Source organism: Psychrobacter sp. DAB_AL43B, from assembly GCF_900168255.1.
Lineage (GTDB): Bacteria > Pseudomonadota > Gammaproteobacteria > Pseudomonadales > Moraxellaceae > Psychrobacter.
Genome location: NZ_LT799838.1, coordinates 1,254,516 through 1,270,638 on the forward strand (window position 1 = coordinate 1,254,516; position 16,123 = coordinate 1,270,638).

12 protein-coding genes are annotated in these 16,123 nt (G+C 44.0%); 10 read left to right on the forward strand and 2 right to left on the reverse strand.

From position 1 onward, the window contains the following. Positions 1 to 86: 86 nt before the first annotated feature. Together DABAL43B_RS05455 and DABAL43B_RS05460 are read right to left on the reverse strand one after the other, a co-directional pair. A complete protein-coding gene (locus DABAL43B_RS05455; protein ID WP_079691431.1) occupies positions 87 to 1,409 on the reverse strand; it encodes a T6SS phospholipase effector Tle1-like catalytic domain-containing protein in 1,323 nt (440 codons plus the stop codon). Next, positions 1,409 to 4,279 carry a contractile injection system protein, VgrG/Pvc8 family gene (locus tag DABAL43B_RS05460; RefSeq protein ID WP_079691432.1) on the reverse strand — a complete coding sequence of 957 codons (2,871 nt, stop codon included), beginning with the start codon at positions 4,277 to 4,279 and terminating at the stop codon, positions 1,409 to 1,411. The genes DABAL43B_RS05455 and DABAL43B_RS05460 overlap by 1 nt, the downstream gene beginning before the upstream one ends. 216 nt (positions 4,280 to 4,495) lie before the next feature. Here DABAL43B_RS05460 and DABAL43B_RS05465 point away from each other — a divergent pair, with 216 nt between their 5' ends. From DABAL43B_RS05465 to tssA, 10 genes are all read left to right on the forward strand, one after another. Next, positions 4,496 to 4,975, forward strand: a complete 480-nt coding sequence (locus tag DABAL43B_RS05465) for a tetratricopeptide repeat protein (RefSeq protein WP_145952503.1) — start codon at positions 4,496 to 4,498, stop codon at positions 4,973 to 4,975. A 19-nt stretch (positions 4,976 to 4,994) separates the two neighbouring features. Then, complete coding sequence (locus DABAL43B_RS05470; RefSeq protein ID WP_079691434.1) at positions 4,995 to 5,801, forward strand: tetratricopeptide repeat protein; 807 nt, start codon at positions 4,995 to 4,997, stop codon at positions 5,799 to 5,801. A 27-nt stretch (positions 5,802 to 5,828) separates the two neighbouring features. After that, on the forward strand, positions 5,829 to 6,341 hold the full coding sequence (gene tssB, locus DABAL43B_RS05475; RefSeq protein ID WP_079691435.1) for a type VI secretion system contractile sheath small subunit: 513 nt from the start codon (positions 5,829 to 5,831) through the stop codon (positions 6,339 to 6,341). Positions 6,342 to 6,344: 3 nt separating this feature from the next. Beyond that, on the forward strand, positions 6,345 to 7,835 hold the full coding sequence (gene tssC / locus DABAL43B_RS05480; RefSeq protein ID WP_079691436.1) for a type VI secretion system contractile sheath large subunit: 1,491 nt from the start codon (positions 6,345 to 6,347) through the stop codon (positions 7,833 to 7,835). Positions 7,836 to 7,889: 54 nt separating this feature from the next. Then, the gene (locus tag DABAL43B_RS05485; protein WP_079691437.1) at positions 7,890 to 8,393 is read left to right on the forward strand and encodes an Hcp family type VI secretion system effector; all 504 of its coding nucleotides are present in this window, start codon (positions 7,890 to 7,892) and stop codon (positions 8,391 to 8,393) included. Positions 8,394 to 8,492: 99 nt separating this feature from the next. After that, on the forward strand, positions 8,493 to 8,984 hold the full coding sequence (gene tssE / locus DABAL43B_RS05490; RefSeq protein ID WP_171996326.1) for a type VI secretion system baseplate subunit TssE: 492 nt from the start codon (positions 8,493 to 8,495) through the stop codon (positions 8,982 to 8,984). Positions 8,985 to 9,038: 54 nt separating this feature from the next. Beyond that, positions 9,039 to 10,862 carry a type VI secretion system baseplate subunit TssF gene (gene tssF / locus DABAL43B_RS05495; protein WP_079691439.1) on the forward strand — a complete coding sequence of 608 codons (1,824 nt, stop codon included), beginning with the start codon at positions 9,039 to 9,041 and terminating at the stop codon, positions 10,860 to 10,862. Beyond that, positions 10,826 to 11,881 carry a type VI secretion system baseplate subunit TssG gene (tssG, locus tag DABAL43B_RS05500; protein ID WP_079691440.1) on the forward strand — a complete coding sequence of 352 codons (1,056 nt, stop codon included), beginning with the start codon at positions 10,826 to 10,828 and terminating at the stop codon, positions 11,879 to 11,881. The genes tssF and tssG overlap by 37 nt, the downstream gene beginning before the upstream one ends. 154 nt (positions 11,882 to 12,035) lie before the next feature. Beyond that, positions 12,036 to 14,960, forward strand: a complete 2,925-nt coding sequence (gene tssH, locus DABAL43B_RS05505) for a type VI secretion system ATPase TssH (protein WP_079691441.1) — start codon at positions 12,036 to 12,038, stop codon at positions 14,958 to 14,960. Then, positions 14,960 to 16,111 (forward strand): type VI secretion system protein TssA, encoded by a 1,152-nt coding sequence (gene tssA / locus DABAL43B_RS05510; RefSeq protein WP_079691442.1) that lies wholly within the window; start codon positions 14,960 to 14,962, stop codon positions 16,109 to 16,111. Before tssH ends, tssA begins: the two co-directional genes overlap by 1 nt. The last annotated feature ends 12 nt before the right edge of the window (positions 16,112 to 16,123 follow it).

Genomic DNA, 16,123 nt, shown 5'->3' on the forward strand with positions numbered 1-16,123 from the left:
TAGCAATCATTATAAGTTTTGTTGTTGTAGAGCATTTGGATAACATTATTGTTTGAACTCAATCGTTAAATTTACAGCTATTAGTATCAGCCATTTATTATTTTTCTAGAAGGCACGCCTTCACCATCTCTTGTTCGTCTTAAACCAAAACCCAAGTCAGCTGTTGCGGAACCTTTAACATATTTGGCTGACCAGTGTACATAGTTACTTCTAAATCCCTTGGTTGTCTTATTTTCTACTAGACTCAGGTTTAGACGACCTCCCCATTTAACACCTTTTATGACTTTATCTGGCAATCTACCCATCAGTTGCCTAACTCCCGGTCTTAAATTACTATAATAAGCACTTAATGCTGAGTTAAAATTCATACTGCCATAGGTTACCGCCATGCGAGCCGTCATGTTTAAAGAGACTTTGTGTATGTCGTAATAGACAGCATTGGTACGTTCAGCTTGATAGTAATTACTCCCAATAGTTCGCTTGATTAGCTTTATTTGATCGGTTTTATAAAATCCTTTAGTTATTAACCAAGCTTTTAGAGTCACATCTTCTTCTTCAATATCATATTTTTTACCTTTAGTATTATCAGGGTAGGCACCACCAACATCGGCATGTGCCCCATTCATTACTACTTCGTAGCCAAAGCTACCATTAATCGCCGATCTAATATTGGTTACTGAAAAGTTCTCGCGATACTCATCTGCGGCTATAATATGGAAAACTTTAGTAATTTTTTTATCATTGGCATCTAAGTCTCGAAAGTCCAGCTTTAGCTCTGCTACATCATTGTCAAAATTATGGTTGACAGCCTGTATAGCGGGTATCAATCCACTTAGTAAGCCAGATCGTAAACTTACGTATTGATAGGAAGAGACTGTGTCAAATAAACCAACGAATTTAAAGCGAATTTGGTTTTTTGATAATTTCCACTTTTTGAAAAGTTTAGGGTTTGATTTGGCTAAATGGATAAAATGACGGGCTGTAGCTGCTCCGCGACTAAAACCAAAGACGTTAATGTAAAGTATATTGGGCTTTCTTCCTACCTCTTTTTCTATTTCCCCAAATGCTTGTTTGGCTCGTTCAACCACACCAGTATCTCCATCACCAAACGCAAAACCTAGCATTTCATCGTCTTCATCGCCTCTGACAGTTCCAATCCCTTCCATATAGATCCAAAATTGACCGTTGCTGCTAGCCTTACGGTAAAACATCCAAGCTACATTGGAATAAGCATTCGAGTAGCTGGTCTCATCTTCATTATGCTTTTTTTTCTTTTTCGTAGAAAAACCTTTATAGGTATCGGTGTTGTATAGATTGTTCTTTGTGCCATCAAAGAATAGGTTTACTGTTTTGATGTCTACTTCTTTTGGAACAAAAGAGTTTTTCGTATCATTAGTGGGATTAGCCATTACTCATCATCCTCATCAACATCTTCGCTAAATGTGAGATCAACTTTTCGCATTCCTGAACCAATACGTATCGTCTCACCCCTCTCATTAGTCACCCCGCGATACACTTTACCTTCGGACGTCTCAATTTTATAAGCATAGCCTTCCACAGGGTTGCCTAATGTATCTTTGATTATATACATCTCATTATAGGGGTCTTCTGGTGGTATATAGTCACATCTAGCCCCACTCACCAACGCCTTCTTCACCGCCTTTATCTTAATCGTCCCCGGGCACACCAACTTAATCCCACTATCATCGATTGTGATGGACGCACCACCACTCGTTTGCAGTTTAATGCGCTTCGGACTCGACAGATTGACTTGTCTCGATTCACTACCAATCGTCATACCTTGCTGAGAGTGCAATTGCAGCTCACCGCCTTGGACTTGTATTGCTAGTGGCTCTCTATTGGCACTGATATGTAACCCTGACTGATCGGCTTGACCACCCACCCCTGAAAGCGTGTCAATCGTATTTGCCGTCAGCATATAATTACCTGCCACCACATCCGACTGGGTGCTGCCTGATTGTCTGACGATAGTTTTCGCTGTCCATAACGTATTATTAGCAGAGGCAAGGATGCTGTCTTTACTGACCAGCATCACATCGGCTGCGCCTAACACTTCCGTATTTAGCGTCTCATCGATGATTTGGGCACTGGTTTTAAAGGCTTCTATCGTTTGGTTGGCATTACTAAGTGCTGCCGTTGATTGCAAATGTGCCTGCTTGGCCTCTTTGAAGGTCTCACTCAGCTCAGTGCCCAGTTTTAGTTGACGTTGTCCTGCATCATTGACCCATGCTGACTCATGCTCGCCTTGTGTGTGTCTTAATCCGAAAGTAGAGAGCAGTACGCCTGACTCGCCGGTGATTTGCAAGCCATGGTCGCTTGCCAGATTGATCCCTTGGCCACTGGTTGATGATTGATGGTTGCTATAACGATGACGCAGTATGCCAAGCTCTAATACATGCTCACCAGGGGCAAAGGTAGCTTTGTCTGTAATAGTTGGCGTCTCAGCATTTGCTCGCGTACCACTATTCATCGTCCACTGCAGTCCAACTTTGCCTGGCGTATCATCAAAGCTTAGGCTCACCTCAGAATCAGAACTCAATCCATACTGGGCAATACCTGATAGCCAGCCACTGTGTCCATCATCGTCATTGATTTGCGAATGACCGAGGCCACCACCATGCCATCTAGGAGAAGATCCGCCTTGTAAGTTGTGTTTATTCGATAGTCCGCTATCACGAGTGGTGATGTCTTTGTCATCGACATCGCCCATACCAATACCGTCGAACAGTGCACGGCTAATTACCGGACTATCGATATCACCGTACCAATGGTTAAGGAGTACTGACTGTCCCAACCGCGGGGCGAACTGCCAGCCATGCGACGCACCCGATGACAGTTGCAGACTACGAAGAGGCAGGGTAATGCCGTCATCATGAGGGCTGATACCTGACCAAACGGGCGTGGTCATGGTTTGTTGTAGGTTGTCAGTGCTGACACTTGAGTCATAGCTAGGAGAGGCTGATAAAATTGTGTCACCAGTACGCGCTTGAGTGAGTCCTGTATAGGTGCTACTGGCAAAGGACAAAGAACTGGGATAAGGGGTGTAGGGAATAGTGGCTTCTAATAAAGTGGCTGAGACCCAAACCCCAGTATCTCTGGCAATATCGTAGCCATGATCAGGTATAGACAGATGAATGGCGTTTGTTGTCTGGCACTGCATATGCTGAGCAGTGTGCTGTAACCACTCTTTGATGAATACTTGATGATGATACGAGACGCTATCGTTATCAGGCTCGATACCGATTGTCGTTACCGCTATACAGTGAGTCGATACGCTGCCAATAGATGGTAAATTGTTAATACTCACAGGACTACCAATCATGAGGCCACGCATGGCACCAGTCGCTTGATAGATTTCGCGTTGACAGCGATTTGCAGACACCCATTGCTGTGCCAATTGCACGGCAGCGTCATCACTATGCACTCGAGAAGGGGAAGCAATTAATACAGTGCTGTCATCCGTCGTTAACGGTGATTCATCTACCGCTTGACCTTCATAGATTGTATCGGCTGCCAAACCATCTGCCCGTACTATAACCGTATGACTACCAAGTTGCCGAGCACTCATCTGTAGCGCATTCACACTGTCTTGACCTGACTGTACCGAGGATTGCGCGTAGCGGTAGCTTAGTGGCAATAGCTCACTTTCATCTAAGTCACTGACCAGCCACCACGTACCAAGTTCATCAACAGAATCCCCTGATACCCACAAGGTAGACACTCCAATATCAGCAAGCAGTCCAGTGATGAACTCATAGTCACTGACGTCCGATTGGGTACGCATTGGTAACGGTATATATAAGTGCTCTGACGATGCATTGTCTGATGATAAAAGGGACTCAGACACCTGCCATTGCACATCATAGTCGCCAAGGATAGTGGTCACGATATCGAGCGTCGATTGATTGATAAAACAACGGGTATGTATCGACTGGGTCAACTGCCAATCAGGGCTAACGATATCTAAAGTATAGAAATGCATCGCCCCATCCGACTGCTGATACTTTATCCCTCTTATCCGCCCAGTACGACCGCTAGAAGTACGATCAGCGGATAATGTGGTTAAGCATATAGGGGAGTCGATTAATAATAAACAATCGTCCGAATGCAAAATATTATTAACAAACAAAAGTATTTCAATGTTGTCAGCTCGATTAACACCACTTACCATAGAAAATGCGATAGGATAAAAGGCGTTTTTAGTTAAAATACTAGTATCAATGGCTATTTTATGTAGACGAGCGGTCTGAGAAGGCATAATAGAGGTACCATGACTGCTTATTTTATACCAAGGAAATGGCTAGAAGAGAGAGATTACTGAATTATTTACTAAGAAAATTATAGAGTTTATTGAAATATTGTCAAGTATATGTATAATCAATCTCAATTATTTTTAAAAAATAAAGAACTTTAGTTCTATTAATAGTGTTTTTAGATGTTTTCTCTTTATACTTTTAGTGATGATACTGCGCTTATGAACCACATTTATCGTACCAAGCTTATAGACAATAAACTTACAACTGCAGGTCTGCTATCTGTTGTGCTTACCGCTTCTTTGTTGACAACTGGCTGTAGCACGACCACCAAGGAAAGCCAGCAAAATACAGACAGTCAACCAATAGTCAAACAGTTAAGTGAGCCGTCACTCGCGTACCTGTCTGACGCCACTGAGATGAGTAATGCCAATCAAAGTGATGTTGAGGCGTGGATGACTATCGCTAAAAGTAACTATGAAGCGAAACGCTATGCACGGGCGTTAAGAGCGGCGAACGAAGCTCTTAGTATTGACAACGAAATGGTCGACGCGCGTCAGATTGCGATGCTCTCAGCAGTCAAAGTGATGGAGAGCAATATTGATGCTTATCACGACGATGCATTGATGGATAGCGGTGATAAGACAATGTTTAAAGACACATTAACTGATATTACAAGCCTAATTAATACGTCTAATTAAAACAATTTTGGGCAGACAAATGCATTTATCTCATACTAATAATGGCGAGCAACGACTTACGATGACCAGTATAAACAGCAGTATAAAAGTCAGTTTTAAGCTACCTAAAGCGCTCTTGGTGGGTTTGTTTATTATGGGCTCAGCGATGAGTGCAGCGCATAGTGAGCTTGTGATACAAGAAAAAGATCCAGGCGCTAGCATCATCAATCAATTTGCTGCGCTCAAGAGTGCTGATGCGCAGTCAGTGCAACTGCATCAATTGATTACAGATCTCAATCAGAGGCTAGATAGCAATCCAAATGATTCTTTAGCATGGGAGATTCTGGCGCAGATTTACTATAACAATGGCTATCATGATTATGCTGTCTATGCAGCCAGTGAGGCAATTGATCTGGGTCAAAATACTGCTAAGCTGAAAAAGATACTGCTAAATAGCAGCGCTATTGTCTCCCAAAGCCAATTGCAATCAGATTATTTGACGGATGAGGTCGATGGAGAGTTTTTAAAACAGTATCAGTACGCTCTTAGTAAAATCTATGGTGAAATCTACGGTTTTAATTACGATGAGTCTTTGCCAAAACCACCTGCACCAGTTGTAAAGTCTAGAAACAATAAAACAACAAGCAAATCAAAAGCCCAGCGCCGTGCCTCTGTAAAAAAACAAGCCACTCCTGCTAAAAAGGCGACTCCTCCTAAAAGAAAAGCAGCAGTAAAACAACCGCCACGACCAGTACCAAAAGCGAAGCCTGTGAACAAACCGGCTAAACCACCATCATCCAGAAACAGCAACGCCAAATCCACTGATCCATTCAGTATATTACGTTGAAACCAGAAACTGCTGAGGTAACTTATTATGGCAAAGCAAGACAGTGTGCAAAAGAAACTCGCAAAAGTACGTGCGCCTCGGGTGCATCTTACTTATGACGTCGAGGTTGGCGATTCGATTGAAACGAAGGAAATCCCCTTTGTAGTCGGCGTGCTAGGAGAGTTCTCAGGAGATTCTAAGCTTGAACAACCGCGCTTTAAAGACAAAAAGTTTGTCGAAGTGGATTTGGATACTTTTGACGAGGTAATGTCAGGTCTAGCACCGCGTGCGACTTTCCGAGTGAAAAATGACCTGAGCGATAAAGGTGGCGAGTTTGCGGTTGATTTAGCATTCAATCGTATCGATGATTTTCGTCCAGAATCTGTGGCTGCTCAGATTGAGCCGTTAAAAAAATTGGTACAAGCACGAGATCGCTTAGCAGATTTACGCAACAAGATATCGGCCAATGAAAAGCTTGAAGACTTATTGGACGATGTGCTCAAAAATACTGAACAAGTCAAAAAAATGGCAGAACAAAATCAAACTGACGGTGAGGATTAAACGATGAATGCCCAAGCCCAGCAGCATATAGCAACTGATTCGTTAAATAGCGAAAGCTATGACTTACTCGAAGAAATCGTCAATAAAAGTAACGTTGCCAAATCCGATGATGAAAAAAATCGTGCGATGTCGCAAATCGCAGAGCTGGCCAATGAAGTCATGCAAGGTACAGTGACGTTATCAGATAACTTAGCCGCATCGATTGACGCTCGTATTGCCCAGATTGACGCGCTGATATCTAAACAGTTGACAACAGTCATGCACGCGCCTGAATTTCAAAAGTTGGAGTCTAGCTGGCGTGGCCTACATTATCTATGTAGTCAAACACCGTCGGAATCCATGCTAAAAATCCGCATGATGAATACCAATAAACGTGAGCTAACCAAAGACTTTCAGTCTTCCATCGATTTTGATCAAAGCACCTTGTTCAAAAAAATCTACGAAGAAGAGTTTGGTAGCTTCGGCGGTGAGCCGTACGCCGCTATCGTCGGTGATTTTGAATTTACCCGCCAAAACTCAGATATGTATCTACTTGAGCAATTGTCTCATGTCGCTGCGGCTTCCCATGCACCCTTTGTATCGGCAGCATCTGCTGAGATGTTTGGGCTTGATTCGTTCACTGATATTGGTCGTCCTCGTGATTTATCAAAAATATTTGAAACGGCTGAGTACATACGCTGGCGTGCGTTTAGACAGTCAGAAGATGCGCGCTACGTCGCACTGACGGTACCTAGTTTCTTAGGTCGTCTGCCTTATGATCCTAAAGATGGCACAGTGGTTGAAGGTTTTAACTTTACCGAAGAAGTATCAGGTACAGATCATAGCGACTATCTATGGGTAAATGCTGCTTATGCCTTTGCTTCACGTTTGACCTCAGCTTTTTCTGATTATCGTTGGTGTGCCGCTATTCGTGGCGTTGAGGGAGGCGGCTTGGTAGAGGGTTTACCTGTCCATACCTTTAAGACAGATGAAGGGGACTTGGCACTGAAGTGTCCAACGGAAATCTCTATTACCGATCGCCGTGAAAAAGAGCTGAGTGATTTGGGTTTCATTCCGTTAGTCCATTGCAAAAATACCAATTATGCGGCCTTCTTTGGTGCGCAATCCGTGCAAAAAGCCAAAACATACCAAAACGATGATGCGAATGCCAATGCGGTGCTGTCAACTCAGCTGCAATATATCATGGCAGTGTCACGTATTGCTCATTATCTAAAAGCGATGATGCGCGATAAGGTTGGTAGTTTCTTAGCGCCTGGTAACGTTGAGTCGTTTTTAAATGACTGGATTTCTCGTTATGTGTTGCTAGATGACGGAGCCTCACAAGAAGCAAAAGCCCAGTACCCACTGCGCGAAGCTTCTGTACAAGTTGTAGAAGTACCGGGCAAGCCTGGAGTCTACAAGTCAGTGGTATTTTTAAGACCACACTTTCAACTTGACGAATTGTCTGTTTCTTTGCGTCTGGTCACTCAACTGCCGCAGTCTAGCAACAGCTGATCGTTTATTAAAATCCAACGTTAAATTTAAACTTCTCAAAACAAGGTATGTGATATGAAAGATATTTATATTCAGTTCCGTGGCAAATACAAAATTGATGGCGAGTCTCGTGATAGCGAGCATAAAGGTTGGCTTGAAGTAAATACTTGGGATCATTTGATCCGTCAGCCAAAATCAGCGACAGCTAGTAGCGTTGGTGGCCATACTTCTGAGCGTTGTGAACACGCTGACATGACGTTTATGAAGGACTTGGACTCAACCAGCCCTAAGCTATGGGAAGCTTGTTCTGCTGGCTACACTTTTGATGAAATCCAAGTTGATTTTTATCGTGCCAACGGTGATAAACGTGTTAAATATCTTGAAGTAAAGCTTAAGCATGCGCTTATCGCGAGTGTTGAGCCGACTGTACGTTCAGAAGGCGTACCAATCGAAAAGTTTGGCATCAAGTATGCTGCTGTTGAGTGGACTTACACCCAGCAAGATATTGATGGTACTGCTAAAGGCGCTGTCACTAAGAAATGGTCGCTAGCCAATAACACTGCTACTTATACCGCCTAAGCTAGATCGTTTCAGGTGTTGTCTATTTATTGTGACAAAAAAGAAAGGTTTATATTTAGGCCTTTCTTTTTATTTTTTCAAATGGGAGTGATCGTATCGATGAATTACGCTGCTAAGGTATCTGCCAAAGAAGTCGGTTTTCGCCCAAACCTGTTCGAACAGCTATTTGATGATCAGCCTCGTCATTTGGCGCATGAACTCGTGGTCCGCCGCCTCAATATTGATGAGTTAAAATCTTCGGTCGCACAAGACTTAGAGGCATTATTAAATACGCGCTGTGTGTTGTCCAGTAAGCTTCAAGCTTATCAACATGTGCGCTCATCGATATTGAACTTTGGCATATTGGACTTTGTGGGATTAAGCAGTGCCAATCCTGCTGATTGTGATTATATCTGTCGGCAAATCGCCCAAACCGTCGAGCAACAAGACACACGATTAAAAAACGTGCGCGTATCGTTAGATATTGGCGCCATCGATGTCAATCAGCTGTGTTTTTCTATTGAAGCTTTACTAAAAGTTTACCCTGCCCAAGAGCTGGTCAGTTTCGATGCATTCTTTGAGCCAAGCTCTCAGCGTTACTTAATAAAATAAAAGATATCATCGTCCAATCTGCACAGTTGGCAGCGATAAATATATTGAGGCATTATGGACAGTCTACTTCCTTACTTTGAGCATGAGCTTAGTCTGTTTAATAAACAGTCAAAGGAGTTTGCCAAAAAATATCCAAAAATAGCCAGTCGGCTATTGATGGGACACGATACGGTAGATGATCCACATATTGAGCGGCTGATACAGGCTTTTTCGCTGATTAGTGCACGCATTAATAAGAAGCTGGACGATTCGTATGCTGATTTTACCGAGTCTTTATTGGAAGTTGTCTATCCCGATTATCTCAAGCCCTTTCCATCTGTCTCTATCGCGCAGTTTAATCTAGGCATACAGGGCAATGCAATGAATGAGGCGGTCCTAGTCCGCAAGCAAAGCACGTTTGCCAGCCAAAAAATAAATGGCACGCCTTGTCAATTTCAGTCAACCCAAGACGTGACCTTGCTGCCGCTACAGATAGACAGCGTCGACTTTGAGACACGCCAAGAAGTGTATGACAATCAGCATGGACTGCTTAACGGTTGCATTAGCATTAAGTTTAAAGCGCTTAATTCGAGCTTTGATTATCAAGCATTATTAAATCATCCATTAGATTTGTATATAGATGAAGACGCCAGTCAGGGCACCAGTCTGTGGGATCTACTAGGATGTGATATTAAGCAAACGCATCTGCATGGTAGGCAAGTCAATAAGATAATGGGCAGTCCGTTTGAGATTATAGGCTTTGATCCTGAGCAGCAAATTCTCCCCAGTCATCGAGTCAGTAATGCGGCCTCTGCTTTATTAAAAGAATACTTTTATTTTCCAGAGAAATTCAACTTTTTACGCCTCAATCTTGGTCGTACTTGCCCTGATTTAAAAATTGATAGTACTGGCTTTGAGATTCGCTGTTATTTTAAGTTTGATAAAAAAAATACCATTCGGCTAAAAAACCTGCAGCAACTGAGTGCCAGCAGTATTAAACTATTTTGCACGCCTGTGGTTAATTTATTCAAAGCCGCCGCCAAGCCCATCCAAGTCACCCATCGTTCTATCTATTATGATTTGGTACCCGATACCCGCGCGCTGTTTCAGCATGAAATCTATGAGGTCAATAAAGTCATAGAGTCCAAACAAAGCGACAATCGTTTGCTACAGCGTGAATACCATCCATTTTATGCGCTCAATCACTATGAGCAACAAGATGACGGTCGTTATTATCATATCAAACGTGACAAGGATATGGCTGAGTTTAAGCAAGGTTTTGAATATCAGATTATGTTTGTAGAAAAAAACCGTGAAGACTTGTCAGGCGCAGTGAGCATGAGTGCCTCTTTGTTATGTACCAATAGAGACTTGCCTGCACAAGTGGTATTCGGTCAAAGCCGCGGTGATTTGTTTAGCGAAGGGATGACGGGCTTTAGTAGTTTATCGTTGTTAAAGCAGCCGACTCGAACAGCTCGGTTTGAATATACCGGCGAGGAGCGTTGGCGCTTGATATCGCTGATTAGCCTAAACTTTTTATCGCTTGCTGCCCAAGATGCTGAGCTGATGAAAGAATATCTGTCGCTCTATGATATTACTCAATCTGCCTCTAACAAACTCTTGGTCGAAGGTATCGTCTCCGTCACCACCAGTATCAAAGCTCGACGTATTCAGCGTTTGCCGCAGCCGGGGTTTGTGCGCGGGACGCTGATTGATATTCAAATTAACCAAAAGAATTTCGCTGGGGTCAGCATTCGCCAGTTTGCCCATTTATTGGCGCATGTTTTTGGCTATCACGCCAGCTTAAATAGCTTTGTTGAAGTGTCCATCAGTGATGCCGTGACCAAAGAGGAGGTATATAGATGTCAACCACGCAGCGGTCTCAGTCCTCTTATTTAACTGACCTCATCGCCGCACCGCAATCCTATGAGTTATTGCAAGCGCTACGTTTGGTTCGCCATGAAGTCAGCATGGGTCATGCGCCTATTGAAGTGCGTTATCGTGCTTCCTTGTCATTGGCCTATCCGCAGGCTGAGATTGAGTCGATGTCACTCATTACCCAAGACCATATGGAAGACGGTGGCAGTTCAGTAAAAGATGGTCAATTAGAGGCTGGTTCATTAAAGGTTAGTTCATTAAAGGCTAGGCAGATAGAAGTTTACCCAGCAGTTATTGGACTGACTGGCCCATTATCTGCCTTGCCCGCGATGTATACCGATCATCTGGCGTCGCGGGTCAATCATGCAAAAGATAAAGCAGCACCAGCATTTTTAGATTTGTTCAATCATCGTTTGACAGATTTGTATGTGCAAGCAAGCTGGTTTTACAACTTGCCATTACAGTATGAGTTAAACAATAAAAAAGACAGCTATCTGCTGAGCTTACGAGCGTTGGCACGGCAGCCGAAGAAGCTAACGGCAATCGATAGCTTGATTGCCTATGCTGGCATGATTGCCCCAGGGCGTTTGACCGCTGACCAGTTGTCGCATGTGTTGTCGCATTTTTTGAACAGCACCGTCAGTGTCGAGCAATTCGTGCCCGAATGGTTTGATCTACCAGCAAGCGAGCAGACAGCCCTCGGTGGGCAGCATGCTGCACTTGGGGTATCTGCATTTTGCGGCGCGCGGGCCGTACAGTTCGATAGCAAAATTAGAATTGTATTTCATCAGTTGGATGCCAAACGCTATTTAAGACTGTTACCAGCAGGGGATATGTATCGCGTGATTATTGATTTTATTCGTAAATGGTGCGGTGTCTGCTTGGCGGTCGAGATGCAATTGGAGCTGGACAAGCAATATATAAGCCCTTTGTCATTATCAGAGAGCAGCTTTGGCGGCTTAGGGCAGGGTGGGTTTTTGGTATCTCAGCCTGCAACCGAGCACTATGATGATACCCGCTATGCGTTGCCTATTCAGTGATATTAATAGTACTAGTGATGTTAATAATGACGAGATTGTTGGTAATGCCAACCAAACGTTATAGCTAGAATTCATACCTAAAACTTATAAATTAATAGCGACAACCTATAACCATAACTTCCGAATTTATCGATAATGTGAAAGGAAAGAGTCTATGAGCCAGTTAAAAGCTGTAATTACCCGCTTGAGTCCGAGTTGCCGACAGTGTTTGCAGCAGGCGGCTAGGCTTTGTATCAATAATGGGCATCGCGAAGTTGACACCGTCCATCTATTGCATGAGCTGATTGCGACGCCGCACAATGATGTGGCTCAAATACTCAAAGTGAATAAAATCAATCAGCATTCATTACTAGCAGAGATAACGGATCTGCTCAATACTTTTGGTCAGGCAACAGGCTCAACCCCTGTATTTAGTCAAGACTTGATGGCGCTGTTAGAAGACGCATGGGAGCTGGCCAGTAGCCAACATAGTGAGCATAACCATAGCCCACTAGAGATTCGTTCCGGACATATATTATTGGTGCTATTGGCTTATGAGCGTTATCAGCCATTATTAAAAGCCCTTCCTGAACAGCTACAGTATATCGATCGTTTTACGCTAAAGGATGATTATGAGCATCAATGTCTTGGCAGTACAGAAGGCAGTGGCTCGGCTAACGTTAATCAAAGCGCAAATAAAAACACCCATAAAGATGCTGAGGCTAATACAGACAATCATGAGTCTTTAGACGCAGAGCAAGCAAATACCAAGCCAACCCCTGCATTAGATAAATATACCTATGATTTAACCGCTAAAGCTGATGCCGAGCAAATAGATCCAGTCATTGGCCGCGAGTTTGAAATTCACCAGCTTATCGATATTTTGATTCGTCGTCGCCAAAACAATCCCATCTTAACCGGCGAGGCTGGTGTCGGTAAAACAGCAGTGGTAGAAGGCTTAGCGCAAAAGATAGTCGCCGGTCAAGTACCTGATCAGCTCAAAGAGGTGACGATACGTAGTCTCGACATGGGGCTACTGCAAGCTGGGGCGAGCGTCAAAGGGGAGTTTGAAAACCGTCTAAAGCAAGTCATCGAAGAAGTACAAGCTTCGGTACAGCCGATTATACTGTTTATCGATGAAGCGCATACCCTCATTGGTGCTGGCGGGCAGGCGGGTCAAAATGACGCGGCTAACTTGCTAAAGCCTGCACTGGCTCGCGGTGAGCTCAGAACCATCGCTGCGACGACTTGGTCGGAATATAAAAAATACTTCGAAAAAGATGCGGCATTATCACGTCGCTTCCAAGTGGTCAAAGTCGATGAGCCTGATATCGAAACGGCAGTGGCGATGATTCGCGGTCTAAGTGCCAAGATGCAGGAACATTTCGGCATATTAATAGATGACGATGCGCTGCAGGCGGCAGTGGAGCTATCGGCACGTTATATCAGTGACAGGCAACTACCGGACAAGGCTGTTAGCGTGTTAGATACGGCGGCCGCACGGGTGAGCTTATCAAAGACCGCCATGCCCAATCAGCTGGATAAGTTACAAGCCAAAGGGTTGCAGCTAGAGCAACATATCAATAATCTCAGTCAGCAGCTTGAGCGTATCGGCGGCGTCGATGAAAAAGAAAAGGTCAGTCAAAAAATAGCGGTGCTTGATGAGCTGCGTCAGGCCAACCAACAAAGCATTGCTGATATGACCAGCCGCTGGCATGAGCAACGCAAGCTTAATGACCAACTTGATACGCTCAATAAACAATTAAATGGCCAGCTCAATACTGCTGATACGCTTAGTGCAAAAGCGCGCTTGGACAAACAAGTTGAGTATCAAAATACCGAGCAGTCGCTAAAACAGATACAAGAAACGCAGCGCCTTATTCATCCTGTATTGGATCGGCAGGTCATCAAGCAGATTATCTCAGATTGGACCGGTATTCCACTTAACGATATGGCAGGTAATGAGAAAAACCATATCTTAAATTTGGCTGATACCTTGCAAGCACGCATCATTGGCCAAGATCATTCTGTCGCCGCTATCGTCAAGCGGATTCATACCGCAAAAGCCCGCCTAGATGATCCCAACCGTCCGCAAGGGGTGTTTATGTTAGTAGGGCCAAGTGGTGTGGGTAAGACGGAAACCGCATTGGCGCTATCCGAGGTATTATACGGCGGTGAGCGTAATCTCATTACTATTAATCTATCAGAATACCAAGAAGCACATAGCGTTGCCTCATTAAAAGGCTCGCCGCCAGGTTATGTTGGCTATGGTGAAGGTGGCGTATTGACGGAAGCTGTCCGCCGTCGCCCTTATAGTGTGTTGCTACTCGATGAAGTCGAAAAAGCCCACCCAGACGTATTGGATTTATTTTATCAGGTCTTTGATAAAGGGATCATGGAAGACAGCGAGGGGCGTTTAATTGATTTTAAAAACACCCTTATTTTATTGACCAGTAATATTGGTTCAGCGCAGGTTATGCAGCAATGTATCAATACTGATCCGAGTATTACGGACTTTAGCTTACCCGACAGTGATAGCTTAAAACAGGCCATTAATCCGCATCTGTACAAAGCCTTTAAACCCGCGTTTTTAGGTCGTCTGACAGTGATACCTTACTATCCATTGACTGATGACGCGCTGGCAGAAATTATTCGCTTAAAGCTGGATAAAATCACTGGGCGTATTCGTGATAATTATGACGTCCCTTGTGTCATTGATCCGGAAGTGATCGAGCTGATTTTATCGCGTTGTCACGAGGTCGATTCTGGTGCACGTAATGCCGATGCGATTATCAGTCATACCTTGCTACCGCAGCTGGCGGGTCAGCTGCTTGCTCATGATGACAGTCAGAGTGTGCTAAAGAAGATTACAGTATTCGTCGATGAGGACGATAATTTTGCCTATCGTCTCGATACTGATGCCGTCGTGGCGCTCAATCAAATGGCGCAATACAGCGAAGATGAAACTGAAGATCAAGTTGAGAAATCGCCAAGCAAACCAATTTCAGCCAAAAAGTCTACCGTTAAAAAGCCTGCCATTAAAAAGCCGATAGTGAAAAAAACAGCCAGTAAAAAGGCTATTAAAGAGGAGTCATTATAATGAACACTGATAACTCTTTAGTAATTAATATTGATGCGCTTATCGCGCCAATTGGTGGCAGTCATCATGGCGTCGGTGAAGATCTGATATTTGATCCACGTATCGATGCCATCGTTGCTGCTCGTCAAGAAGATGATCCATTACTGGCGCAAGGCAATTGGGTCACTGAGCTAAAAGTCGCCGATTGGGACTTTGTGAAAAATCAGTGTGCCGATTTGCTCAGTCATACCAGTAAAGACATGAAGCTCGCACTTTGGTATGTCGATGCGTTAAGTCATACCGACCATTTAGCAGGTATCAGTCAGGGTTTGAGTCTATTACAGGCGCTGAATGATGAGTATTGGCTGACCATGTATCCGCCACTAGATGGCGAGGAAGACAGTATGGATATCAGGGCAGGGCTGCTGTCATGGTTCGTCAAGGCACTCACTGATGATATCAAACAGCTGTCGCTCGCTGATACTAAAGCAGGAAATTACAATTATAACTACTATCTAACCGCTCGTGATCATGACAAGCAGCGTCAGCAAAACCCCGATAGCGAAACGTCCAATCAACTAACGCTGAGTGACTATAATCATGCCATAAAGACCAGTAGTGAGACTTGGCAACAAGCACTCATGGCCAATCTTAGGGCAGTTACTGAGCAGTGGCAGACACTGACCGACCAGCTCAATAATCTGATGGGTATGGATGCACCAGTATTCGCACCAGTCACGGATTTATTGGTGGCACTGACCCAACATCTGCGCCCATTGATACCAGAGTATTCTGATGATAATAGTATGTCCGCTCAAGATAGCGTAGCCGATACTATGGACAGTATGGGTGATAGTGACAGTGCGATATCGGATAGTAGTGGGCAATCAGCTAGCACAAAAAATGTTACCTCAACCAGTTTTAATCCTAGTAACCGTGATCATCAAAGCAATCGTCAGCAAGCGCTTAAATTGCTGGGTCAAATTCAAGACTACTTTGCGACCAATGAGCCGCACAGTCCGGTGACCTTTTTGCTTGGTCGTGCTATTGATTGGGCGGATATGCCACTCGACCAATGGCTCACCCATATTATCAAAAACGAAGACCAGCTGGCGATGCTCTCTGACATGATTGGTATTCAACCCAAGCGTGATTCATCTGACGATGGTTAGTCACTGAATCAA